General features: G+C 59.6%; 25 protein-coding genes. 16 read left to right on the top strand and 9 right to left on the bottom strand.

Features of this window, described 5'->3' with window-relative positions; translation table 11 throughout:
* Positions 1 to 26: 26 nt before the first annotated feature.
* The 4 genes from JMF94_RS01835 to JMF94_RS01820 all read right to left on the bottom strand — a co-directional run bounded on the left by JMF94_RS01835 (position 27) and on the right by JMF94_RS01820 (position 4,738).
* Entirely contained in the window at positions 27 to 1,082 is a 1,056-nt protein-coding gene (locus tag JMF94_RS01835) for a GntG family PLP-dependent aldolase (protein WP_240823499.1), read from the bottom strand.
* A gap of 12 nt (positions 1,083 to 1,094) precedes the next feature.
* Positions 1,095 to 2,330, bottom strand: a complete 1,236-nt coding sequence (locus JMF94_RS01830; RefSeq protein ID WP_240823498.1) for a dicarboxylate/amino acid:cation symporter — start codon at positions 2,328 to 2,330, stop codon at positions 1,095 to 1,097.
* A gap of 66 nt (positions 2,331 to 2,396) precedes the next feature.
* Positions 2,397 to 3,053 carry a GntR family transcriptional regulator gene (locus tag JMF94_RS01825; RefSeq protein WP_215646848.1) on the bottom strand — a complete coding sequence of 219 codons (657 nt, stop codon included), beginning with the start codon at positions 3,051 to 3,053 and terminating at the stop codon, positions 2,397 to 2,399.
* 683 nt (positions 3,054 to 3,736) lie between these two features.
* The gene (locus JMF94_RS01820; RefSeq protein WP_276612804.1) at positions 3,737 to 4,738 is read right to left on the bottom strand and encodes a TIGR01212 family radical SAM protein; all 1,002 of its coding nucleotides are present in this window, start codon (positions 4,736 to 4,738) and stop codon (positions 3,737 to 3,739) included.
* Between the two features lie 226 nt (positions 4,739 to 4,964).
* Here JMF94_RS01820 and JMF94_RS01815 point away from each other — a divergent pair, with 226 nt between their 5' ends.
* The 9 genes from JMF94_RS01815 to fumC all read left to right on the top strand — a co-directional run bounded on the left by JMF94_RS01815 (position 4,965) and on the right by fumC (position 14,728).
* Complete coding sequence (locus JMF94_RS01815; RefSeq protein ID WP_022659878.1) at positions 4,965 to 6,005, top strand: rod shape-determining protein; 1,041 nt, start codon at positions 4,965 to 4,967, stop codon at positions 6,003 to 6,005.
* Positions 6,006 to 6,126: 121 nt separating this feature from the next.
* Entirely contained in the window at positions 6,127 to 7,017 is an 891-nt protein-coding gene (gene mreC / locus JMF94_RS01810; RefSeq protein ID WP_192113541.1) for a rod shape-determining protein MreC, read from the top strand.
* Complete coding sequence (locus JMF94_RS01805; RefSeq protein ID WP_022659880.1) at positions 7,014 to 7,484, top strand: hypothetical protein; 471 nt, start codon at positions 7,014 to 7,016, stop codon at positions 7,482 to 7,484. Before mreC ends, JMF94_RS01805 begins: the two co-directional genes overlap by 4 nt.
* The gene (gene mrdA / locus JMF94_RS01800) at positions 7,468 to 9,384 is read left to right on the top strand and encodes a penicillin-binding protein 2 (protein ID WP_240823496.1); all 1,917 of its coding nucleotides are present in this window, start codon (positions 7,468 to 7,470) and stop codon (positions 9,382 to 9,384) included. The genes JMF94_RS01805 and mrdA overlap by 17 nt, the downstream gene beginning before the upstream one ends.
* Before the next feature lie 191 nt (positions 9,385 to 9,575).
* Positions 9,576 to 10,682 (top strand): rod shape-determining protein RodA, encoded by a 1,107-nt coding sequence (gene rodA / locus JMF94_RS01795; RefSeq protein ID WP_240823495.1) that lies wholly within the window; start codon positions 9,576 to 9,578, stop codon positions 10,680 to 10,682.
* Between the two features lie 23 nt (positions 10,683 to 10,705).
* Positions 10,706 to 11,047, top strand: coding sequence for a polymer-forming cytoskeletal protein (locus JMF94_RS01790; protein ID WP_192113538.1), 342 nt, complete (start codon positions 10,706 to 10,708; stop codon positions 11,045 to 11,047).
* Positions 11,048 to 11,403: 356 nt separating this feature from the next.
* A complete protein-coding gene (locus tag JMF94_RS01785; protein ID WP_022659885.1) occupies positions 11,404 to 11,958 on the top strand; it encodes a GAF domain-containing protein in 555 nt (184 codons plus the stop codon).
* 199 nt (positions 11,959 to 12,157) lie between these two features.
* On the top strand, positions 12,158 to 13,174 hold the full coding sequence (gene gap / locus JMF94_RS01780) for a type I glyceraldehyde-3-phosphate dehydrogenase (protein ID WP_240823494.1): 1,017 nt from the start codon (positions 12,158 to 12,160) through the stop codon (positions 13,172 to 13,174).
* 138 nt (positions 13,175 to 13,312) lie between these two features.
* Positions 13,313 to 14,728: a class II fumarate hydratase gene (gene fumC / locus JMF94_RS01775; RefSeq protein ID WP_346770002.1), complete on the top strand. Its 1,416-nt coding sequence runs from the start codon at positions 13,313 to 13,315 to the stop codon at positions 14,726 to 14,728.
* Positions 14,729 to 14,830: 102 nt separating this feature from the next.
* Here fumC and JMF94_RS01770 read toward each other — a convergent pair whose 3' ends face one another.
* The 5 genes from JMF94_RS01770 to queA are packed head-to-tail and all read right to left on the bottom strand — an operon-like array spanning position 14,831 to position 18,636.
* Positions 14,831 to 15,373, bottom strand: a complete 543-nt coding sequence (locus tag JMF94_RS01770; RefSeq protein ID WP_240823493.1) for a 2-oxoacid:acceptor oxidoreductase family protein — start codon at positions 15,371 to 15,373, stop codon at positions 14,831 to 14,833.
* The gene (locus JMF94_RS01765) at positions 15,366 to 16,169 is read right to left on the bottom strand and encodes a thiamine pyrophosphate-dependent enzyme (protein ID WP_240823492.1); all 804 of its coding nucleotides are present in this window, start codon (positions 16,167 to 16,169) and stop codon (positions 15,366 to 15,368) included. The genes JMF94_RS01770 and JMF94_RS01765 overlap by 8 nt, the downstream gene beginning before the upstream one ends.
* A 2-nt stretch (positions 16,170 to 16,171) precedes the next feature.
* Positions 16,172 to 17,278, bottom strand: coding sequence for a 3-methyl-2-oxobutanoate dehydrogenase subunit VorB (gene vorB, locus JMF94_RS01760; RefSeq protein WP_240823491.1), 1,107 nt, complete (start codon positions 17,276 to 17,278; stop codon positions 16,172 to 16,174).
* Positions 17,275 to 17,499: a ferredoxin family protein gene (locus JMF94_RS01755; RefSeq protein WP_192113534.1), complete on the bottom strand. Its 225-nt coding sequence runs from the start codon at positions 17,497 to 17,499 to the stop codon at positions 17,275 to 17,277. The genes vorB and JMF94_RS01755 overlap by 4 nt, the downstream gene beginning before the upstream one ends.
* Before the next feature lie 39 nt (positions 17,500 to 17,538).
* On the bottom strand, positions 17,539 to 18,636 hold the full coding sequence (queA, locus tag JMF94_RS01750; protein WP_240823490.1) for a tRNA preQ1(34) S-adenosylmethionine ribosyltransferase-isomerase QueA: 1,098 nt from the start codon (positions 18,634 to 18,636) through the stop codon (positions 17,539 to 17,541).
* 119 nt (positions 18,637 to 18,755) lie between these two features.
* On the opposite strand from queA, the gene JMF94_RS01745 reads away from it, so the two are divergent.
* The 7 genes from JMF94_RS01745 (at position 18,756) to JMF94_RS01715 (ending at position 24,303) form a co-directional block, all read left to right on the top strand.
* The gene (locus JMF94_RS01745; RefSeq protein WP_240823489.1) at positions 18,756 to 19,376 is read left to right on the top strand and encodes a hypothetical protein; all 621 of its coding nucleotides are present in this window, start codon (positions 18,756 to 18,758) and stop codon (positions 19,374 to 19,376) included.
* The gene (coaBC, locus tag JMF94_RS01740; RefSeq protein WP_240823488.1) at positions 19,373 to 20,626 is read left to right on the top strand and encodes a bifunctional phosphopantothenoylcysteine decarboxylase/phosphopantothenate--cysteine ligase CoaBC; all 1,254 of its coding nucleotides are present in this window, start codon (positions 19,373 to 19,375) and stop codon (positions 20,624 to 20,626) included. The genes JMF94_RS01745 and coaBC overlap by 4 nt, the downstream gene beginning before the upstream one ends.
* Positions 20,608 to 21,483 carry a hypothetical protein gene (locus tag JMF94_RS01735; RefSeq protein WP_240823487.1) on the top strand — a complete coding sequence of 292 codons (876 nt, stop codon included), beginning with the start codon at positions 20,608 to 20,610 and terminating at the stop codon, positions 21,481 to 21,483. Before coaBC ends, JMF94_RS01735 begins: the two co-directional genes overlap by 19 nt.
* 88 nt (positions 21,484 to 21,571) lie before the next feature.
* Positions 21,572 to 21,904 (top strand): LysO family transporter, encoded by a 333-nt coding sequence (locus JMF94_RS01730; RefSeq protein ID WP_240823486.1) that lies wholly within the window; start codon positions 21,572 to 21,574, stop codon positions 21,902 to 21,904.
* Positions 21,894 to 22,493 (top strand): lysine exporter LysO family protein, encoded by a 600-nt coding sequence (locus tag JMF94_RS01725; RefSeq protein WP_240823485.1) that lies wholly within the window; start codon positions 21,894 to 21,896, stop codon positions 22,491 to 22,493. Before JMF94_RS01730 ends, JMF94_RS01725 begins: the two co-directional genes overlap by 11 nt.
* 107 nt (positions 22,494 to 22,600) lie before the next feature.
* Complete coding sequence (locus JMF94_RS01720) at positions 22,601 to 22,999, top strand: hypothetical protein (protein ID WP_240823484.1); 399 nt, start codon at positions 22,601 to 22,603, stop codon at positions 22,997 to 22,999.
* 611 nt (positions 23,000 to 23,610) lie between these two features.
* Complete coding sequence (locus JMF94_RS01715; RefSeq protein ID WP_240823483.1) at positions 23,611 to 24,303, top strand: DVU0298 family protein; 693 nt, start codon at positions 23,611 to 23,613, stop codon at positions 24,301 to 24,303.
* The last annotated feature ends 29 nt before the right edge of the window (positions 24,304 to 24,332 follow it).

Raw genomic sequence — 24,332 nt, 5'->3', positions numbered from 1 at the left:
ATTTTAGCGACAGTTTCTGGCAGGCCCTACTTCCACAAGGCGCGGTTTTCTTCCATAAAGCGCTCAAAGGCCTCAATGGCGCGCGCCATATCCTGACGCCCCACCCCATTGTAGGTTGTCAGCCGCAGGTGATTCTTGCCCATGCCTTTTGCCAGCAGCCCCAGAGGCGCAAGCTTCTGCTCGAACCATTCTGAAGACCTGCCGGAAGCGCTTATATCCAGCATCACAATATTGCTCTGCACAGGCGTGAGCACAAACTCGCCATAGGCCGCCAAGGCCGCGCCGAGGTGGCGGGCGTTTTCGTGGTCTTCCGCAAGGCGCTCAATACCCGTGCGCAGGGCAACCAGCCCGGCAGCCGCCATAATGCCCGCCTGCCGCATGCCGCCGCCAAGCAGTTTGCGCGTCTGACGCGCCTTGGCGATAAACTCGCGCGTTCCGCACAGCACAGAACCGAACGGCGCGCCCAGCCCCTTGGAAAGACAGAACATCACGCTGTCCGCGCAGGCGGCCAGATGTGCGGCGTCCACCCCAAGGGCCACGGCTGCGTTAAACAGCCTCGCGCCGTCCATATGCACGGGAATCCCCGCCTTGCAGGCCGCAGCGGCCAGCGCCTGCTGCCGCGCCAGCGATACGCAGATGCCGCCGCCGAAGTTGTGACTGTTTTCCACACAGGCCAGCTTGACGCCCGGCGTTACGCAAGCGGACGCAAAGGAGGCGACTTCGGGCATGCCCTCTGCATCCCGCGAATAAAACACAGGTTGAATACCCAGGAACTTTTCCATGAAGGGCGACTTTTCGGTGCGGAACACGTGCAGGTCCGGCTCCAGAGCCGCAGCATCACCACGGTCGCACCACGTAGCCAGCGCGACGAGATTGGCCATGGTTCCCGATGGGCAGAAAAGCGCGGCTTCCTTGCCCAGCAGTTCGGCAGCATGATCTTCCAGCCGATTGACTGTGGGGTCGCCGCCGCGCCCTTCCGCGTCAACACGGCCGTCATCGCCCACTTCGGCCTCACGCATGGCGGCGCGCATGGCCTCAGTGGGAACGGTCAAGGTATCACTGCGCAGATCGACTACAGGCATGAATTTCACCTTTTAGACTTCGGCGGTTTCTTCCGTCGGTTCATAGGCAATCCCCGCCCAGCGCATGACAAGCTTCACTGCGACAGTGTTGCTGACCACGTTGACGGCGGTACGGCCCATGTCCAGAAAAGCGTCCACGCCCGCGATGATGGCCAGAGCCTCCACAGGAATGCCAATGGTGGTCAGCACCATGGCAATGGCCACAAGGCCGCCCGAAGGCACGTTGGCGCTGCCCTTGCTGGCAAGCGTGGTCACCACGATGATGGAAAGCAGGGTGCTGGGATCCAGCGGGATGTTATAGGCATCAGCCAGAAAGCCAACGGCCAGCGCAAAATACATGATGGAGCCGTCGCGGTTGAAGGCGTAGCCCAGAGGCAGCACCACCGAGGCCACGGCCTTGGGAACGCCCATTTCCACCAGTTTTTCCATGTGCAGAGGCAGTGTCGCCTCTGACGAACGCGTGGCAAAAGCCAGAATCACAGGCTCGCTCACGGCTTTGGCGGTCTTGAGGGGGTGTTCGCCGATGCAGAGCATCAAGATGGCGAACAGCACCAGCAAGACGCCAAGCCCCAGGTACATGACCAACACCAATTTGAGCAGGGCCAGAATGGTGTGCATGCCCTGCGTGGAAAACAGCCAGGCTATGATGGCAAAAATGGCAATGGGCGACAGGGCGATGATCCAGCCCGTGAGCTTGAAGACAGCGCCCATCAGAGCGTCCAGCACGTCAACGAGAGGCTTTGCCCTGCTGCCGGTGGAAGCCAGAGCAAGGCCCAGCAGCACTGCAAAAACCAGCACAGGCAGGAGGTTGGTGCCCGACATGGCCGCAAACACGTTGGAGGGGATCATGTCGAGAAAAAACTTTGTCCAGTTGACCGTGGTATTGATGTTCTTGGGCAGTTCTGCGGTGTGCGACAGGTTGACGCCCACGCCGGGGTGGAACATGCCGTTGAGGGCAAGGCCAATGATGATTGCCACCACAGTGGCAATGAAAAAATAGAGCAGGCTGATAACGGAAACCTTGCCCAACTGCTTGGCGCTGTTGCCCATCTGGTAGATGCCAAGGGTGATGGCCGTGAACACCAGCGGCACCACGATCATTTTGATGGCCTGCACAAAGGCCGTGCCCACCGGGGCCAGGGCCTGGGAAAAGTGCGGCGCAAGAAAGCCGAACACAATGCCCAGAACAAGGCCGAGCACCATCTGAATTGGCAGCGGAATGGGCCGCTTTTTGCTGGTTTTTGTCATTTCCATCGCCTCTCTTCCCCCTCTGATCCTTGCACGTAAAACGTCTTGTGATGCCGACGGCCAGGTTTAGCCGAGAACTGCAAGCAGTGAGCGCAGTTTCGTTTCCATGGCCTTTTGCAGATGATCCCAGACAAGCTGGTGAGCCAGTGTTTGATTGCGATCCAGAATGGCATTGCCAATGGCGATATGTTCCTTAATCACCACGCGTGTCCGTTCTGCATCGTAATTTTTGACGCGCTGCATGGCCAAGGAGTTCTGCACGCGCACGTCTGCATAGAGTTTTGCCAGCCGTTTGTTTCCAGCGGCCTGAAATATGGCTTTGTGAAAGTCCCAGCCGATGCGCTGCGCTTCAAAGGTATCAAGCTCCGGCCCATCGGGCAGGGCCTGAAGTTCGGCAAGACAGGCCCGCAGTTCAGGGCTGCCGCCTTTTTCTGCCGCCAGCTTGGCGGCCATGCCTTCGAGCGCCAGGCGCACCTCGTGGATTTCTTTCAGGTCTTCCACAGACAGGCGCTGCACAAAGGTGCCCCGCAGAGGAACGCTCATGAGAACGCCCTCCCTGCACAGATCCTTGATGGCCTCGCGCACTGGCGTACGCCCAAGTTGCAGGCTTTCAGCCAGGCTGCGTTCCGACAGTTCTTCGCCGGGGCTGAGCTGCCCTTGCGCGATCATGGAACGAATGGCCTCATACGCTGTGGAAGATGCCTTGGTGTTTGTCTGCTTCATAACTGGTATACCAGCACAAAGCCAAATAAATGTCCATACGCCGCAGAACAGCTCCAGCATGACAACCTTATAATATTACAGCGGTGTGGAGTTTTTTGAACAGAAAAAACTCGGAGATTTGCTAACTATGCTGCGCGGAGCCAGCAGGGGCGTTCATGCTGCCGGTTGAACAAAACGCCCCCTGGCTCAGCCTACGCGACAAATAACCAGAGCCAACGATAGTGTCCGGCGGCCTTTTTGGGCGCTGGCAAGGAAGTGTGGCTTTTTGTGAGGGGAGTGTACTCCAATGGTACTCGACCCGAGCAAAATCACTTTTGAAATACAAGACTCACCAACCCAAGATACCAATGTGTCCGGCGAGGATTTTTCGCTTCTGGCAAGGAAGGGATGTTTTTTGCGAAGGGAGTGTACCCGCTTTAGCCGTTGCTTTAGGCGTTGCGACACAGGAAGTTACGCCTAAAGGCAGCATGCGCAACGGCATAGTCGTTCCATGCAATCGCTGTCGCCATCCGTAAGCCCTTTGGGCAACGGCTGCCGCGCGACAAAGGAAGCTACGGATAAAGACAGCAGCGCTACGGTACTCGACCTGAACAAAAACCATCCCTGACGCAGCCAACACGAAAGAAATCTAAGAAACAGCGATAGTGTCCGGCGAGGATTTTTGGGCGCTGGCAAGGAAGGAGTTATTTTTGCGAGGGGAGTGTACTCTGATAGTACTCGACCCGAGCAAAATCACTCCTGACGCAGCCAGCACTCAAAAAGACCGCCGGACACACCTCGGGGGAGTCGCAGAACTTCCCTTGCCACAACTCCCTCGCCCCCAGCGCCCGCCGCAAATCCCCCAGCAGGCCGCGCTTGTCTTTGGCCCAGGCGGGAGCCAGCAGTTCACCGGGGGCGGGGTCGCTCTGGAGGCGGTGGATGACGATGTGTGAAGGGATGCGCGGCAGGGCGGCGCAGAGGAGGTCGACATATTCATCGCGCCAGAGGGGGTGATACTGGCCTGCGGCGTACTGGCGGGCCAGCTCCGTCCCCTTGGGCACGTAAACGTTGTGCAGTTTGAGGCCACTTATCGGCTGGGAAGTCGCCCATTCCAGACTTTGCAAAAAATGGCCTTCGTCTTCACCGGGTAACCCGGCCATGAGGTGAGCGCATACGGCAATACCACGCGCGGCGGCCATGCGCACGGCATTTTCAGCGCTGGCTGCGGTATGGCCCCGGTTAATGCGGGCAAGGGTGACATCCTGGGATGTTTGCAGGCCCAATTCCAGCCAGAGGTCGCAATCAAGGGCTGCGAGCAGGTCGAGCTTTTCGTCATCAAGGCAGTCGGGGCGGGTTCCCACGGCAATTCCAAAACAGCCGGGTAGTTGGCGAACCGTTTGGAGCAGTTGTTGCAGGCGTTCTGATGGCCCATACGTGTTAGAGAAGGATTGCAGGTATGCAATAAAGCGCGTATTGGGGTCGTCCCGCAGATATATGGAACGCCACAAATTCCACTGTTGCAGTAGGGAATAGCCCTGTTTTGCGCGGCCCGAGCCGGACCCATCGACATTGCAAAACGTGCAGCCGGAAAACGAAAGCGTACCGTCGCGGTTGGGGCAGGAGGCCCCGGCGTCAAGTGGAATTTTTTGCACCCGGCTACCACAGCGTCGATTATAATAAGCGGCCAGAGTATGCCAGCGCTGCATGTTTGCGTCCCTTGAAGGCTTATTTCCGCGCCTTCCGGCGGGACAAATATTTTAACCCTGCGTCCACCGTCTTGACTTCATGCCAGTTTTAGCAGAACAGTTTTCAGCCTGACGTTACCAATTCCAACAGCGCCCCCACTCCAGGCCTCTTCGCCTCGCCGGGTGCGGGAGTTGTTTCAACATGACGGTAAGGTAGCACACCAGCACAGCGAGGCAAGTTAGAGTAATGTCCAAAATTCTGGATTTCGCACTAGGATTGTTTTCCAATGACCTGGCCATTGACCTTGGCACAGCCAACACCTGCGTTTATGTCAAGGGGCAGGGAATTGTGTTGCGCGAGCCCTCGGTGGTCGCGGTCAAAAAAGACCCGCGCGGCAACAATGTAGTTCTTGCCGTTGGGCACGATGCCAAGCGCATGCTGGGCAGAACCCCTGGCAACATCTGGGCTATCCGCCCCATGAAAGACGGCGTTATCGCCGACTTTGAAGTTACCGAGGCCATGCTGCGCCACTTTATCGCCAAGGTTCACAATTCGCGGCGTCTTGTGCGCCCGCGTATCATGATTTGCGTACCTACGGGCATCACCCAGGTGGAAAAGCGCGCCGTGAAAGAGTCGGCCCAGTCCGCTGGCGCACGTGAAGTGTACCTCATCGAGGAACCCATGGCAGCGGCCATTGGCGCGGATCTGCCCATTCAGGAACCCACTTCCAACATGGTGGTGGATATCGGCGGCGGCACTACTGAAGTGGCGGTCATCTCCCTTTCGGGCATTGTGTATTCGCGCTCTGTGCGCGTGGGCGGCGACAAGATGGACGAAGCCATCATGACCCACGTCAAGCGCAAGTATAACATGCTCATTGGTGAATCTTCCGCTGAAGAAATCAAGATCAAGATCGCATCCGCCTACCCGCTCGATCCGGAACAACAGATCGAAGTCAAGGGCCGCGACCTTGTGACGGGTATTCCGCAGAATATTATCATCACCTCTGAAGAAGTGCGCAAAGCCATTTCTGAACAGGTGGACAGCATTGTACAGGCTGTGCGCATCGCCCTGGAACAGACCCCGCCGGAACTGGCGGCGGATATTGTTGACAGGGGCATTGTGCTCACGGGCGGCGGCGCGCTGCTCAAGGGCCTTGACCAGCTGCTGCGCGAAGAAACATCGTTGCCCATTACGGTTGTGGACGATCCCTTGTCCACGGTTGTGGTGGGTACCGGCAAAGCGCTGGACAACCTGCACATTCTTAAAGAAGTGTGCATCGACTAGAACCGACCTTGTCCTCGCGCCCCTGTGCGGCTGACGCAATGCCGGAACACAAGCTTCCGGTTCTGCGTCTCCGGCACAGGGGCGCGATTTATTCCGCACCGGCTTTCAGGAGCTTCCGCCTGTGACACTGCGGCGTCTTCTCCTCCTCGCGGGCATTTTGCTCATCCTGTTTCTGGGCATGTACTCCTGGAATCAGCGCACGCGCGTTCTGGACGACCTGGCCGCGAAACTGGGGCTTGAAATCACCGGCGCGGTGCTCACGCCCGTTCGTTCCGCGCAGGACGCTGCGGAAAACATGTGGGACCGCTATTTTGACCTTGTGGGCGTGCGTGAAGAAAATGAAGCCCTCAAGCAAAAGGTGGACGAGCTTGAAGCACGCCTGCTTGCCAATGGTGAAGACCTGGCCGAGCTCAAGCGCCTGCGCGCGCTGGTGCAACTGCCGGTAGACCAGACATGGCGTCCCCTTGGGGCCCGCGTTCTTTCCGGCCGCATGGGTCCCAACGCCGTCCTTGACAGCATCACCATCAGCCGGGGGTACAGCACGGGGGGACGTCCGGGCACGCCGCTGGTTACCCACCTTGGGCTGGTTGGCCGCGTTCTCAAGGCCAGCGCCCACAGTTCCATTGTGTTGCTGCTTACTGATCCCAGCAGCCGCATAGCCGTTTTTTCGCAAGAAAGCCGCGCTCCCGGCATCCTCATGGGCATGGGCACGGGCCAGAAGCTTGAAGTCAACTTTGTGCAGCGCGATGCCAAGGTCAAGCCAGGCGAAATAATCATCACCTCCGGCCTGGACGGCAAGTACCCCAAGGGCATACCTGTGGCGCGCGTACTGCGCGTGGCTCCTTCGGATTACACCCAGTTCATGGCCATCAAGGCAGAACCGCTGGTTGACCTGCAACATCTTGAAGAAGTGCTGCTGCTCGAATCCACCGGCGCGCCCCGCCCGCTGGAACCCAGCGAAGCTCCCAAAGAATTTGTGGGCCCGCCCGCGCCCAAAAGCGCCACGCCATGAGAACGCTCCGCAGCATTGCATGGTGGGCCTTTTTCATGGCCTGCGCCATTGTTTTGCAGGCGGCGGTGCCGGGGCTTGATGTGCTCACGGTGGGCCTGATCATCCTGTTGCAGGAACGGGATTATAAAAATATGCTCTGGCTGCTGCCCGTGTTCATCCTGTTGCAGGAAGGCATGGGCACGCGCCCCTTCGGGGCCGTCATTGTCTGGTATGCCGCAGTCATTTTGCTGTTCAAGATGGGCCGCTGGCTGTTTGAAGTGGAAAATTTCATTTTTGTCTTTTTGCTGTCAGCCTGCCTGGGCGCCGCATACTACGCCATTGCGTGGCTCATGGCCCCTTTGCAGAACCTGCCTTTCGATGTGCAGGGAACCCTGGACACAAGCCTGATTCAGGCCATCTTTGTGCCCTTCGCCTGGCGGCTGTTGGTGGCCACCCGCCACTGGAACCCCAATGATCAGGAAAACTGACAATACCTCGCTGCTGGCGCACAACGACAAGGCGCAGCATAAGGGCATTCGCTCCTGGCTCAAGATTCAGGTCGAGAGCGAGGGCTATCAGCCGCCGCGCGCTGGCGCAATCCTGCTTCAGGTTCTGGTGGGTCTGATGTTTTTTGTGCTTGTGGTGCGCTTCTGGTATCTGCAAGTGCACAGAGGCGAAGAATTTGCACGTCAGGCTCAGGACAACCGCCTGCGTATCGAGCGCATCTTTGCCCCGCGCGGGCGCATCATGGACGACAAGGGCAAGGTGCTGGCCGATAACCGCACCGCCTACGGTCTTTCCATCGTGCGCGAAGACTGCCACGACATCCCCGCCACCCTGGCCCAGATAAGCGAATGGTCGGGCATCCCCCTCCAGCAGGTCTGGGACAAGTTCCGTCAGGACCGATTCAAGGTTAAACCCTTTGAGCCCCTGCTGCTCATCACCGATATCGACTTTGACCTTGTGGCCCGCATTGAATCCGAGATTCACGAATGGCCGGGGCTTGAAATTGTGGTGCGCACCAAGCGCAGCTACCCCGAGAAAGAACTTTTCGCCCATATTCTTGGTTACGTGGCGGAAGCCAACGAGCAGGAAATGACCGCAGACAGCGCCCTTGCCATGGGCGACCTGGTGGGCAAGCAGGGGCTGGAACTGGAGCTGGAAAAGCAGTTGCGGGGCCGCAAGGGCTTGTACGATGTGGAGGTTGACGCCCACGCCCGAGTGCTTGGCAAAACTCTGCGCGATGAACCGCGCGGCGGGCACGAAATACATCTTTCACTCGATGCGGGTTTGCAAAAGGCTGCCTGGGACGCCCTCGGCGGCGAGGCTGGCTGCATCGTGGTCATGGAACCGGACAGCGGCAAGCTGCGCGCGCTTGTGACATCCCCGGCCTACGACAACAATCTTTTTGCTGCGGGCATTTCGCAACGCGACTGGGACGCCCTGCGCACCAACAACCGCTTTCCCTTGCAGAACCGCGTTATCCAGAGCGTGTACCCCCCAGGTTCCGTATGGAAGCTGGTTATGGCCACCATGTTGCTTGAAAAGGGCGTCAACCCGCGTGAAAGCGTATTCTGCCCCGGACAGGTCAAACTGGGCAACCAGATTTTCCGCTGCTGGAAGCGCGGCGGGCACGGCTCCGAAGACCTCGTGCACGCGCTCATAGACTCCTGCGACGTCTATTTCTACCTCATGGGCGACCGCCTGGGCATTGACAAGTTGGAAGAATTCGCCAAGGCTTGTGGATTCGGGCGGCCTACAGGCATTGACCTACCACATGAAAAATCGGGCCTTGTCCCTTCGCGCGACTGGAAACGGCGGCGTTTTGGTCGTCCGTGGACACGCGGTGAAACCTACAACGTGTCCATCGGCCAGGGCTACACCCTGGTGACGCCGGTGCAGGTGGCAGTATTTGTTTCGGCTCTGCTCAACGGCGGCGATCTGCTCAAGCCCCAGCTTGTGGATGACGCCACACGCGAAGTGCGTGGCCGTGTACCCGCCAAGCCAGAGACGCTCAAGTTTGTGGTGGAGGCCATGCGCCGCACTGCCAACGGCGGCACAGCCAAGGTTGTGGGCCGCAAGGATGCCGACATGGGCGGCAAAACAGGTACAGCGCAGGTGGTCAAGCTCAAGATGGCCGCAGGCGACCGCCGCCTGAAAATGTCAGAAATGGAATACGCCCAGCGCGACCACGCCTGGATTGCCACCTGGGGTATTAAAGACGGCAAAACCTATGTGGTTATTGTCATGGTGGAACACGGCGGCGGCGGTTCAAGTGTGGCTGGCCCTGTGGCCCGCAAGGTTTACGACTATCTTTTCGGGCCTGACCCCAACGCGCCCATGATCGCGTTGCCCGCCCCAACCGCAGCCGTAGAGCCCACGGACTAGGCAACATGCGCAAAGAGCCAGCACCGCGCACAGGCGCAAACAACGTTTGCCCCGGTGGCAGCACTACAGCCAACAATCGTTGCGAGGCCCGCCACGGGCAAGGAGTGTTGCGTTGCGGAGCGGTGGCACATGGGCAAGCCTTTTCACACCACCCTGCAACCACGCATTCCTGACAAGAGCGGACAAGCGGCATGGATAATCGCCTTTTCAGCTATATCAACTGGGGCCTTCTGGCCTGTATGCTGCTGCTCTATCTTGTGGGCGTGGGCAACCTGTATTCCGCCAGCGGTACGCGCGTGGAATCTGGCCTGGCATTCAATTCCTTTTATCAGCGCCAGCTGATCTGGGGCCTGTGCGGCGTGGTATGCATGCTGCTGGCAATGGTTTTTGACTACCGCCAGTTGCGCAACCTTGCCTGGCCTTTCTTTCTCATAACCGTCTTTCTTCTGCTGCTGGTGCCCATTGCGGGCAAGACAGTCTACGGTGCCAAGCGCTGGATTTCGCTGGGTTTCATGAGTTTGCAGCCTTCAGAAATGGCCAAGCTCTCCGTGCTGGTTCTGGTGGCGCGCCTGCTGGCGCGCGACAGCCGCCCCCTGGGCTGGAAAAATTTTTGCAGCGTGCTTTGCGTGGGGCTTGTGCCTTGCGGGCTTATCATCGTTCAGCCCGATCTGGGCACTACCCTGTTGATATTGCTGATCATGGGCGGCATGATCCTGTTCCACGGGCTTAAGGGCTACGTGCTCAAAACATGCCTGCTGGTGGCGCCAGCCGCTGTGGCCTTTATGTGGTTTGTGGGCATGCACGATTACCAGCGCCAGCGCATCCTGACGTTTCTGGACCCCGGCAACGACCCGCGCGGCACCGGGTATCACATCATCCAGTCGCGCATTGCCATTGGCTCAGGCGAATTGTGGGGCAAGGGCTTTCGCGAAGGTACGCAGAGCCAGTTGCGCTTTTTGCCCGAACGCCACTCCGACTTTGCCGTGGCTGTTTTTGGCGAGGAATGGGGCTTTGTAGGCTGCGTGGCGCTGGTCACGCTGTTCTGCCTGTTTTTGCTTTCCATCTTCTCAACCGCAGTTCAGGCCAAGGATCGCTTTGGCAGTACCCTCGTGGTTGGGGTGTTTTTTTACTTTTTCTGGCAGATTTTTATCAACATGGGCATGGTCATAGGCCTCATGCCGGTGGTGGGCATTCCCTTGCCCTTCATCAGCTACGGCGGCAGCGCCACAGTGGTCAACTTCACCCTGCTTGGCATTGTGCTCAACGTGTCCATGCGACGTTTCATGTTTAAAAGCTAACTGTAAAGCCAAAGGGGATACACGTGGCAAAGGACGAAATAGCGTACCTCGGCTCCGATACCGTTTATGAAGGCAAGCTCAACTTCAAGGGCACTGTGCGCATTGAAGGCCGCTATACTGGCGAAATTGTCAGTGACGGTACGCTCAACGTGGGCAAGGATGCTCAGGTTCAGGGCACCCTTGATGTGGGCGAACTGCTGCTTTCCGGCCACTTCACCGGCGATGTGACGGCCAAACGGCGCATCGTGGTTTACAGCTCCGGGGTGCTTGAAGGCCAGGTTGTCACGCCCAATCTGCTTACAGAAGAAGGCGGCATCATTGAAGGTCAGATCAGCATGAAGGCCCCGGTCAAGCCAAAGGCATAGGGGGGGCAAAACAAGAACACCTGAGAGTGCGCACAGACGCGTTTTCAGAATGTTTGGCGCTCCTGTGCAGATTGATCCTTAAAACTCTGCAGCGGTTCTGTTGCGGTGCCGGATTCCGCGCATGCAGCATAACTCCTGCCAATGCAATGACTCGGGCCAGCAGCCCGCTGAAATCGCTTTACATTGGTGCTCTCTTGCCTGTTTGCGACGCATTCGCCGGGCCATGTCTGACCGCATTTGCCTGATGCAGAAAAATAGCGCATAGTTGGAACTGGAAAACGTGTTACAAACCAGATCAACAATTCATGCGCGGCAGGCTTTACTGCCTGTCGAACCGCTTTCCTCAGGAGGCACCTATGGCACACGATTATTTCCGTGCGCTCAGGGATGTGGCGCTGGTTATCAACTCCAGCCTTGAGCCCCGCGAAGTTCTGCACAAAATCACCGAGCAAACCGCCGTTACCATGGGCTGCAAAGCAAGCACCATCCGTCTGCTGGACAGCACCGGACGCTTTTTGCTGCCCAGCGCCGCCCACGGCCTTTCTTCCACCTACATGCGTAAAGGCCCGGTGGAAGTGAAACGGAGCGGCCTTGACGGCGAAGTGCTTTCCGGCAAGACCATCCACCTCAAGGACGCCACCGCCGACGGACGCTTCCAGTACCCGGAATCGGCCAAGGCCGAAGGCCTTGTTTCCGTGCTGTCCTCTCCCCTTATGGCTGATGGCAAAGCCATTGGTCTCATCCGCGTGTATTCCGATGTGGAGCGCGAATTCAGCGCCGACGAAGAAACCTTCATGGAAGCCGTGGCTGCCATTTCGGCGCTGGCCATTGAAAACTCCCGTCTGCACGAGGCCCTGCGCAACAATTACGAGCTGATGGCAAAACACGCTTACTCTCTCTACGAGGACTAGGCCGCGCACAGACGATTTAGTCCCGGCTGCAAGGCAGACTTTCGACTGCTCGTGCAGCGAAGGTACCGCCAGAAGATGGCGGGGCTCCCTTTCGGGAAACAACCGGACGCAGTGCATGCACTTTTGCAAATTTGAGCCGTTTCATTCCGGCGGCAGCGCACGATAACGATTTTCCCTCAACGCTATGAGGAACTTGCATATGAGCAGAATCAAAGTAGGCATCAACGGCTTTGGTCGTATTGGGCGGCAGGTTTTCCGCGCCCTGCACCAAAGCTACCGCGACCAAGTGGAAGTAGTTGCCATCAACGACCTGTTTGACGCGGAATCCAATTTCCATCTGCTGGAATACGATTCCGTCTATGGTCGTGCCAACCTTGACGCCAAGGTCAACGGGCAGGACGCCACAGTAGGCGACTGGAACATCCACTGCTTTGCAGAACGCGATCCCAAGCAGCTTACCTGGGGCGCGCATGATGTTGACATCGTGGTGGAAAGCACGGGCATTTTCCGCTCTGCCACACAGGCGGCCGTGCACATTGAAAACGGCGCCAAAAAGGTCATCATCACCGCCCCGGCCAAGGACGAAGACATCACCATCGTCATGGGCGTGAACCACGAGCAGTACGACCCGGCCAAGCACCACGTTGTGTCCAATGCCTCGTGCACCACCAACTGCCTCGCTCCGGTGGCTCTTGTGTTGCAACGCAAATTCGGCATCCAGATGGGCAATATGACCACCATCCATGCCTACACCAACGACCAGCGCATTCTCGACATGGCCCACAAGGACCCGCGTCGCGCCCGCGCTGCCGCCTGCAACATCATCCCCACCTCCACCGGCGCGGCTCAGGCCGTGGCCAAGGTCATTCCCGAACTCAAGGGCAAGTTCACGGGCTATTCGCTACGTGTTCCCACGCCCACGGTTTCCGTTGTGGACTTTTCGGGCATTCTGGAAAAATCCACGGATACCGAAAGCCTGCTCGGCGAACTCAAGGAAGCATCGGAAACCTACCTCAAGGGCATTCTGGCTTACAACGAAAAGCCCCTGGTTTCCATGGACTTCAAGGGCGACCCGCATTCTTCCATTCTTGAAGCCCCCTATACCACCGTGCAGGAAGGCCGCCTGGTCAAGATTGTGGCCTGGTACGACAACGAATGGGGCTATTCCAACCGCGTGTGCGACCTCGCCTGCCTCATGGGGGCCAAGGGCTTCTAGCACAGCACCGTATAACGGCACAGAACGGCCCCCGGTCAGCCGCTCCGCAAGGAGTGGGCCGGGGGCCGTTGTTCGTGCAGGGAGGAGCGCCCCGTGGACAGTACAGCACAAAATGAACCGTCTGTTCTTGATCTTCCTGTGGGCATAGATGCCGCTGGAGAACGCGAAGAGTTTGACAGCATGGGGCAGGTCATGGTGCCTGCCAGCCGTTACTGGGGTGCGCAGACGCAGCGCTCGCTCGAACATTTTTCCATTGGCGACGACAAAATGCCGCTGGAAATCTGCCGCGCCCTCTGCCTGATCAAAAAGGCCAGCGCACAGGTCAACGCCCGCATGGGGCGGCTGCCCGGCTGGAAGGCACAGGCCATTGACCGCGCTGCGCAGGAAGGCATGGACGGCCTGCTGGACGAACATTTCCCCCTCTATGTGTGGCAGACTGGCTCTGGCACCCAGACCAACATGAATGTGAACGAGGTGCTGTCCAACCGCGCCATCCAGTTGCTTGGCGGCGTCATGGGAAGTCAAAAACCCGTTGGCCCCAATGATGACGTGAACATGAGCCAGTCGTCCAATGATGCCTTTCCTACAGCCATGCATCTGGCCGCCGTGCAGAGCTGCGATGCGCGCCTGCTGCCGGAGGTGGAAGCCCTGGCCGAAGCCGTGGAATGCAAGGCAGTGCAGTGGATGGATGTGGTCAAGATTGGCCGCACCCACTTGCAGGATGCCGTACCCCTCAGCGTGGGGCAGGAATGGTCTGGCTATGCCGCCCAGCTGCGGGCATGTATTGCGGACATCCAGACCGCCCGCGTGGGCCTCTACCCACTGGCTCTGGGCGGCACCGCCGTGGGCACCGGGCTGAACGCGCCAAAGGGCTTCAGCATGGCTGTGGCAGAAGAACTGGCGAGCATCACGGGTAAGCCCTTTGTCACCGCGCCCAACAAGTTCATGGCTCTTGCCTCGCAGGATGCCATAGTGCGCTTCAGTGCCACCCTGCGCGGCCTCGCCGTGGCCCTTGTCAAAATAGCCAACGACATGCGCTGGCTGGCGGCTGGCCCCCGCTGCGGCCTGGGCGAACTGCAACTGCCGGAAAACGAACCCGGCTCGTCCATCATGCCCGGCAAGATCAACCCCACTCAGTGTGAATCCCTGATCATGATCGCCATTCAGGTCATGGGCAACGACAGCGCCGTGGCCCTAGCGGGCAGCCAAGGCAATTTTGAACTCAATGTCATGCGCCCTGTAGCCATCAAAAACGTGCTGCAATCCATAAATATTCTGGGCGATGGTTGCCGCAAGTTCCGGGAGCATTCCGTTGAAGGCACCACTCTCAACAGGGCAAAAATAGATTCGTTCGTCAATAATTCCCTGATGCTGGTCACGGCACTTTCACCCGTCATCGGCTACCAGCAGGCGGCAAAAATTGCGGAAAAGGCCTCGGCGGAAGGGCTCACGCTCCGGCAGGCCGCGCTGGCGCTGGGAAGCGTAACGGAGGAACAGTTTGACAGCATCGTGCGGCCCGAAACCATGATCGGCAACGGCCTGGCGGGCGCGTAAGCTCTGCGGCTTGCACGTGCCCTGAAAATCAAATATCCGGCAGGGAATCCCCTGCCGGATGTTTTTTTATTCTGCAAACGCGTCCCGCACGCGGGCCGCATGCTATGCGAAGTTGTAACCCTGCTCCAGCGCCTTGGCGTTGGCGGAGATCAGTTTGGCATAGTGGGCGCTGACCACGCGGTTCAACGCTTCCTGCACCACATTGAGGGGCAGCGCGCCTGTAGCCTTGAGCCATGCACCCAAAGCCACCATGTTGGCCATCTTTACATTGCCCAGTTCGTGGGCCATGTCGTTCACGGGAATATAGACCGTGCGCTTCGCTGTATCGAGCAGATTCTCCGCCACCAGCGAGGCATTGACGATCTGCACGCCGTCCACGCTCAGCCGGGGCTGGAACTTGGAAAGCGAAGGCTCGTTGAGAATGATGGTGGACATGGGCTCGCGCACCAGGGGCGAACCGATGGGATGCTCGTCAAGCACCACCGTGCAGTTGGCCGTGCCGCCGCGCATTTCAGCCCCGTAAACGGGGATAAAACTCACTTCAAGCCCGTGCTCCATGCCGGCCTGCGCCAGCAGGTTGCCAATGAGCATGACGCCCTGACCGCCAAAACCGGCAATAATCACATCCTGATATGCATTAGGCATGATCCGCCTCCACGCTGGCCGTCACGTCCTTGTACACCCCAAGGGGGAACACGGGCATCATGGCCTCGGCAATCCGCTTGTTGGCGGCAATGGGATCCAGATGCCAGTTGGTGGGGCAGCCGGAAAGCAGTTCGATGAAGCCAAAGCCAAGGCCCTGCAACTGCACTTCAAAGGCTTTGCGCATGGCCTTTTTGGAGGCGCGTACATTTTTGACCGAATCCAGCGAGCAGCGGGCGGAATAGGCCACGCCGTCCAGCTGGGCCATGATTTCGGCCATACGGATGGGGCCGCCCTCGTTGCTGATGGAGCGTCCCTGCCGCGATGTGGTGGTCTTTTGTCCCACCAGGGTGGTGGGGGCCATCTGCCCGCCGGTCATGCCGTACACCGTATTGTTGATGAAGATGCCGGTGATCTTTTCGCCACGGTTGGCGGCGTGCATGGATTCGGCCATGCCGATGGCGGCCATGTCGCCATCGCCCTGATAGGTGAAGACCACAGAATCCGGGCGGGCGCGGCGCACGCCGGTGGCCACGGCGCAGGCGCGGCCATGCGGGGCTTCGAGGCCATCCACGTTAAAGTAATCATAAGTAAAGGTGGCGCAGCCTACCGAAGCCACCAGAATGGTGCGTTCGGCCACGCCCAGTTCGTGCAACACCTCGCTCACCAGCCTGTGGGCAATGCCGTGATGGCAGCCGGGGCAATAGTGGGTGGGGCGCTCGTTGAGCACGGGATTGGTATCAAAAACCAGGCTTTCGCCCTCGGCGGGACGCAATGCGTCCAGTTCCTGAGCTTGCATGATTAGTTCTCCTTGAGGGCCTGAAGCATGGGTTCGCGCAGGGCATCGGCGCCGATGAACAGCCCCGGCATGACGCCGTGCCACAGTACGGATGCGGGCGCAACGCCCGGCTGGCCAAAGAGGGCCAGGCGGACATCTTCCACCATCTGCCCCGTGTTCTGCTCCATAACCAGAAAACGCCGACCAGGCGCAAGAGCGCGCAGGGCTTCATCCGGGAAGGGGAACAGCGTAATGGGCCGGAACAGGCCGATTTTATGCCCCTGAGCGCGCAACTGACGGATGGCGCTGCGGGCAATGCGGGCAATGGAGCCAAAGGCCACCACGACCAGTTCCGCATCGTCAGTATCAACGCATTCAAAGGCGCAGTCGGCCTTCATGGATTCGTATTTGCGCATGAGCATACGGTTGCGCTCGGCCAGCGCCCCTTCGGCCAGATAGACCGACTTGAGCAGGCGCGGCTGCGCGCCGGGGCCACGGCGACCATAACCCTCCATGCGCCAGGGCGCTGCAAGGGCGGCAAGCTCCTCGGCGGGCACGGCGTCCTTGGGCGGCACACGGCGCACGGGTTCCTTGATCTGGCCCACGATGGCGTCGCCCAGCACCATGACCGGGTTGGCGTATTTGAATGCCAGGGCAAAGGCCCTGAACATGAAGTCATAGCATTCCTGAGCGGTGGAGGGGGCCAGCACCAGATTACGGTGATCGCCGTGCCCGCCGCCCTTGACGGCCTGAAAATAATCGCCCTGCGAGGGGCCGATATCCCCAAGGCCGGGGCCGCCACGCTGCATGTTGACGATCACGCCGGGGATCTGGCTGCCCGCCATGTAGGAAATACCTTCCTGCATGAGCGAAATACCGCAGCTGGAGGATGACGTCAGCGCAGGAATACCGCTGGCAGCCGCACCCAGCACCATGTTGATGGCGCCGACTTCACTTTCGGCCTGCACAAACTGGCCGCCGACTTCGGGCAAAAGGCTGGAGAGGGATTCCGGCACTTCATTCTGCGGAGTGATGGGGTAGCCGAAATAGCAGCGGCAGCCCGCATCTATAGCGCCAAAGGCCACGGCCTCGTTGCCCTTGATGAGCACACGTTCGGTTGCAGCGCTCATGCCTTGCCCCCCTTGGTTTTCGCGCTTTTGAACACGCGTATGGCCACATCGGGGCACATGACCGCGCACGAGGCACAGCCCGTGCATTGGCCTTCCATTTCCATCACTTCGTAACCGTGGCGGTTAAAACGGCCCGAAGGCCTGAGGATGTGCACCGGGCAGACTTCCACACACAGGCGGCAGCCCTTGCAGCGCTCTTCCATGAATACAACTCTTGACATTTCAGCTCCTTGGGATTCCACACTCGCTTCTTGAAACAATCAGCGAATAAGCATGGCATCGCCATATGAGAAGAACCGATACCCCCTGCTCACAGCCTCGGCATAAGCGGCAAGCACGCGCTCGCGCCCGGCCAGGGCAGAAACCAGCATGATCAGGGAGGACTCAGGCAGATGAAAGTTTGTCAGCAGGCCGTCAACCACACGGAAGGGCCTGCCGGGGTACAAAAAGATGTCCGTCCAACCGGTAAAGGGCTGCACCCTGCCGCACAATTCGGCCACGCCCTCCATGGAGCGCAGGCTGGTGGTGCCAACGGCAATCACAGGCCGCCCTTCACGCTTGGCCTCGGCAATGGCAAGCGCCGTTGCCTCGGGCATTTCCACATATTCCCTGTGCATGCGGTGGCCGCGAATGTCGGCGCTGCGCACAGGGCTGAAGGTGCCGTAACCCACATACAGGGTTACGTCCGCCCACTGAAAGCCACGGGCCTTCAGGGTTTCTCGCATCTCGGGGGTAAAATGCAGCCCCGCCGTGGGCGCAGCCACAGAACCCGTCTTATCCTCGCGGGAATAGATGGTCTGGTAGCGGCTCAGATCTTCTTCCGCATCTGTCCGCTTGATGTAGGGCGGCAGGGGAATGTGCCCGGTGGCGGCAAAGGCCTTGGAGAGGTCGCCGTCCCAGGCCAGGCGCACACGCCGATGCCCGAATTCGCCTGATTCCAGCACGGTCACGCTGATGCCCGCGCCAAATTCAAGTTTTTCACCGTCACGAATACTGCCGCCGGAGCGTATGAGCCCCTCAACCTCGGCGCTTGTGCCGCCAAGCTTGTCGGGCCGCGCCCTTTCAAGCACCAGCGGCAGGGGCGTGAGCAGCAGAAACTCCACCTTGCCGCCGGTGGAGCGTGTTCCCAGCAGGCGCGCCTGCAGTACGCGGGAATTGTTGGCGACCAGCAACGCCCCCTCGGGCAGGCAGTCCGGCAGATTGCTGAACTGGTGGTGCTCAAGCTCAAGCGCGCCCTGGCGCGGCATGACCAGCAGACGCGAGTTCCCGCGCTCTTCGGGCGGGAACTGGGCTATCTGCGCTTCAGGCAATGCAAAATTATAACTTTCGAGAAAAAAATCCGCTTCCTCAGTGGGCATGATACGTGGGCCTCGTTAATGAACCTCTCGCGCCGTGGGCTTGTCAGCATGCGGCTGAGGGGCTAGTGTACTTGGGTTGCTCCCGGAGCATTTCACGCCGGAAGGAGGAGATTATAGCCATGCGACGCCCGCTTGTCATCCTTGCAGTCACCCTGCTTGCCGCTCTGATGGCGGGCTGCTCGACAATGGAAATCAACAATCCCTTTAGCAATGACCCCCTTACGGGCGGCGTTGATACTGGCACAAGCCAACTTTTGGGGGTTCCCACTCCTGCCGGAATGCAGCGTTTTCCCACCCATGGCTACCAGACCGCCGGGGCCGGAGGCGCGCAAGGGCTTGAAATATTTCGCGGTGATGCCGACATGGGCTTTGTAGCCCAGATCATGTTCACTGGCTTGCAGGGTCAGGGCTGGCATTTGCGCATGGCCCAACGCAAGGGCATACGTAGCGTATACGTGTACGAACGAGGCTCAACCGTGGCTACGCTGACAATTGAACGGGAAACCATGGGCACAGTGCTTGCCATCTGGGTTGCCGACCGCATGCCCGATGGCGCAACCCTGCCCATGCAGGAAAATACAGGCACCAGCGGCTACGGCGGGGGCAACAGCGGCAGCGGCTCCTCGTCTGGTTACAGCGAAAGCTCTGGCGGTGGCGGCGGAATGAACTCCTCTCCCAAGCCTGGCTTTACTGAAAGCTGGGGCGGCAACAAGGGCGGCCTCCAGGAGCGAAACCTATGAGCGAAAGCAAAAGTGGCCTGAAAACTCCCTTTGACCAGAGCACCCGATACGAACGCAAACGTCTGCACCTTGGCGTGTGCGGTTCTGTGGCCTGCTACAAGGCCGCTGATCTGCTGCGCGCATGGACAGGTATGGGCATGCATGTTTCCGCCACGCTCACTCCGGGCGCGCGCCACTTTGTGGCTCCCCTGCTCTTTGAATCGCTGGGCGCTGCCCCGGTGTACGAAGACATGTTTTCGCCGGGTCAGGATGTTTTTTCTCATCTTGAACCGGGGCAACATGCGCAGGCGCTGGTGGTGGCTCCGGCATCGGCCGACGCCCTGTTCCGTCTGGCGCACGGCGCGGCGGGCGACATGCTTGCCGCGCAGGCACTGGCCTTTGACGGGCCAATGGTGATCGCCCCGGCCATGAACCCGCGCATGTGGGCCAACCCTGCCACGCAGGCCAACATTGACATCTTGCGGCAACGCGGGGCGCACATTGTACTCCCTGCATGCGGCGGCACGGCCTGCGGAGAACAGGGCGAAGGCCGTCTTGCCCCTCTGCACGATATTTTTCTGGCTGCCCTGCGCGCACTTTCACCGCAAGACATGGCGGGCAAGCGCGTTATGGTCACGCTTGGCCCCACCCGCGAGGCATGGGACGGCGTACGCTTCTGGTCAAATCCTTCCAGCGGCCTCATGGGCGCGGCGCTGGCTGTAGCCGCATGGCTGCGCGGCGCAGAGGTTACTGCCGTCTGCGGCCCCGGCGTACGCGCGCGTTTGCCGCGTGAAATCGTCCGGCACGATGTTGTGAGCGCACGCGACATGTTTCAGGCCGCCGCCGATGTCTGGCCCGGCGTGGACATGGGCATGTTCACTGCGGCTGTGGCGGATTTTTCGCCCCAACCCTTTGGCTCCCGCAAATTCAAAAAGGCGGACGCTCCGGACGGCCTCACCGTGGCCTTTACGCCCAACCCCGATATTCTGCGCACCCTTTCCGAGGGCCGCAAGCCCGGCCAGAAGGTGCTGGGCTTTGCCGCAGAAACCGCCGCAGACATGCAGGCCCTGCTGCCTCTGGCCCATACCAAGCTGCAAGGCAAAAAGGCCGATGTGCTGGCCGCCAACCGCGTCAACGCCACAGACAGCGGCTTTGGCACCGCCACCAATTCCATGGTGGTTGTGGACGCTGCCGGACACGAAGAAATCTGGCCCAACCAAAGCAAGGCTGATGTGGCCTGGGAACTGTGTTCATGGCTTTTGCGCTCGTAAACCCCGTCAGCGCGCTCTGGCAGCGCCGGGGGCTTACCACTCTGCTCATGCCCGAAGGCTACGATGCCTTTGCCGCCCCACAACAGGAGGCGTCTCGCGCAGCATCCGTCAACGCCCACGTCCAGACGCATGCGGGCCAGCCCGCACGGGAACGCCAGTCATGGCAACAAAGTGGTCAGCAGCAAAGTCCGCGACCGCCAAGCCCCGCGCCAAATCGTGAAGCGCAAGCCCAACGGCGGTCCCGCATGCCTCAAGGACAGGATACTGCCCAGGCTGCCAACAGAACAGCCCCCCAAGCCGAAGCCGCTCCTTCTGCAGAGCAGGGCAAGGCCGCCGCGTGGCTGCCCTTGCCTCCCCACGTGTGGCCCGCCCCATGGCAGGCCCGACTGGAACAGACCCGCCCCGGCCCCATATTGTGGACATACTGGAATCTTGGCCCCGACCTCTGCGACCCGCAGACTCCGGGGCGTCTGGAACGCCGCCAGTTTTTACAGCGCCTGCTGAAAGATCTGGGGCATCCCGCTGGTACGCATACCTTCTGGCCCTCGTGCCTGCCGCCTGATCCTGCGGCATTGCCGCCAGCCGTGCCCCCCATGTCGGACAATGGCTTTGCGGCCAATGCGGACGTGTTCTGGTCTGGTGCTGCCCAACTCCGCGCCAGAGGCGTGGTGGTCATGGGTTCGGCGGCTGCCAATGCCGTTGCGCTCCCCGGCGGGCTGCGACCTCCGCAGCAGATACGCCACAGAGGCAAACTGGTATGGGTTCTCTGGGACGTGGACAACCTGCTCCAGTTTGACCAACGTTACGCATCCATGCTGGCCCTGCTGCGCGAAGCCCTGCGCCACATTTTGCGGTAAAGCCGCAAACAGGCGCGTGGGAGTCGCCCCGCGCAACGGCCTGCCCTTCATTGTCGCTCATGGGCGACCGAGAGGAGATTTTCTTTCCATGTTTATCGCGCTTGGACTCACCTTTCTTGGCATGGCCCTTGGCTTTCTGCTGCGCGGCCAGCCCTGGATCACCTCGCTGACACGCTGCGTCACACCCGCCATTATGCTGCTGCTTTTTGCGCTGGGCATCTCCGTGGGCAGCAACGAACTGCTCATGCAGTCCCTGCCACGGCTTGGCGGCGCAGCCCTGGCCCTCACGGTTGCGGGCATTTTGGGTTCCTTTGCCTGCGTGACGCTGATCCGCCGATTCTTCACCAAAACGCCCACTCCCACAGGGATTTCTCCCCAACAAAAAACGTCCGATGCCGAGGCACCCAACCATGAAGGGTAGCCTTATCATCCTTTTTTTCTTTTGTTCCGGTGCGTTGCTGGCCCGCGTGGGGCTGATACCCGCCTATCTGGTGGAGCACGACTTCACAGTCTATGCCCTGTGGCTGCTCATGCTGCTGGTGGGCATTTCCATCGGTTCGGATCGCAGGCTGGGCGAAATTTTGCGCACCCTGCGCCCGCGCGTCTTGCTGCTGCCGCTGGCAACAACTGTGGGCACCTTTGCGGGAACGGCCCTCATGAGCCTGTTTCTGGCCTACAGCGTGAGCGAATGCATGGCTGTGGGCGCAGGCTTTGCCTATTATTCGCTCTCGTCTATCTTCATTTCGCAATACAAAGGGCCGGAGCTGGGCACCATTGCGCTTATCAGCAATATTGCCCGTGAACTCATCACGTTGCTGCTCACGCCCGTGCTGGCGAAGTATTTTGGTCCACTCATGCCCATCAGTTGCGGTGGGGCGTCTACCATGGATACGACGCTGCCTGTTATTACACGGTATTGCGGCAAGGACTGGATTTTTGTTTCCATCGTGCATGCCATGATACTTGATTTCAGCGTGCCGTTCTGGGTGATTTTCTTTTGTACCCTTTAGAATAGTCATCCCAATGCGGGAGGGCATTGAGCCTGTCAGGCTGATTTACGCAAACCCGACTTTTACGCTCTGAATATGTCAGCGCCGGGATTTTGATGCTCACGTACATGAGTACGCTGCGCTCAAAATCCCGGCGCTTTCTTTTCAGCCCGCAAAAAGCGTATTTTGCAAATTCGCCCAACACCAACCATCGCCTCTGCTCCGCTCCGGCGAGTATAAGGAAGGCGACGCCACGACCTGCTTCTGATCACGGGCAATGGGAAAAGGCAATTAAAGGCAAAAGAGACAGGAAAGCAGAGGAGGGGTTGGTAGTGGATAAGGCCAGCGTGACGCAAAAATTTTTAATAAGTAATGCGGACAGTGCTTGTTGGCTGAAGCGGAATCTCATCCAAAGCGAAAACGGGCGCTGGCATTTACGCGTCGCAGAGGGAGATCACCTGAGCGAGCGCAGCGAGAGAAGGAAGCTCCCGCAGCACCAGACGCGTGCCCTCGCAATCCCACGGTAATTGAAACCCCAAGGGGGGTGCTCCGGGGGGAGTGCATAGGGGGCCGAGGAGGGGGCGCAGCCCCATACGGAGTATTGGCTTGGCCAATACGACCGGAAATCAGGAGCAAGTCGCGGCTTTGCCGCGCCGTCAGCGACTGATAGCCGTGCCTTACCGCTCGGCGGCAACGCCGCCGAAAGCGGCCCAAAAACCGCAGAGCGGGGTTTGGCATCAGAATGGCGGGGCGCAGCCCCATAACCGGTCCCCTTAGCCCCGCGCCGGGCAGGCGTCCCAAACTTCGCCTGGTGGCGAAACTTCCGCGCCCAAAGGGCAAAAAATACGCTCTATCCAGCTAAATCCCCTCACTTGCCCCGACTTCGAAGTAAATAGAAGTCACCTGAAACAACGGCAATCTATGGTCGCAGATTGAAGCGGCCCCTCGCAAGCCAACGGCAATTGCCCCCCACGCCGGGCAGGCGTCCCAAACTTCGCCGGATGGCAAAACTTCCGTGCCCGAAGGGCAACAATCCCGCCGCAAGACGAAACAACTTACCAGATTCCTGCCTTGCCAGATCGCTCAAAAGCGCTCACTATAAACGCAAGCCTGAAAACAGACCGTGGAGGAACTGCTCATGGCCCGCATGCGATCTACAAAACAAAAGCTCAAAGAATGCCTCGTCAGCCCGCAGTGGCGCGAACACCTGGACGAAATCGCCCAAGGCGGCCTCGAAAACGTAGGGCCGCTCTTTTCCTTTCTTCTGCTCGGCCCCCAGACCATGCACCGCGCCGCAGTGGCGCTGGGGCAGGTAACGGCGCGCCTGATGCAGGAACAGCCGGAATCGGCCAAGAATATCATCCGTCGCCTCATGTGGCACCTCAACGAAGAATCCGGCAACATCGGCTGGGGCATCCCCGAGGCCTTTGCAGAAATCCTCGCTGCCAGCGAATCCCTGGCCAAGGATTTTCACCGCATTCTTATCAGCTACATCATTGATCTTGGCCGCGACGACAATTATTGCGACAACGACACCCTGCGCCGCTCCTGCTACTGGGCCATCGGCCGTCTAGCCCAGGCACGCCCGCAATTGTGCCTGACCGCCCGCCCCTGGCTGCTGAAAGGGCTGGAAGACGTTGACACGGTATGCCAGGGCATGGCCGCATGGGCGCTCAGCCAGCTGCCGCCCGACCTCATGGACGCCCCGGCCCTGCGCCGCCTGGCTGAAGCGGGCAACACAGCCCCCTGCGAACTTTTTGACGGCGAAGATGTTTACGAAAAAACCGCCAGTCAGATTGCTGCCGAGGCCCTTGAGGGCAAGCTGAAGTAACGTTCTTCTTACGCGCGGCCTGCAAGCCA

Origin of the sequence: Desulfovibrio sp. UIB00, from assembly GCF_022508225.1 — a bacterium.
GTDB lineage: Bacteria > Desulfobacterota > Desulfovibrionia > Desulfovibrionales > Desulfovibrionaceae > Desulfovibrio.
This window is presented reverse-complemented; position numbering and strand designations above follow the sequence as displayed.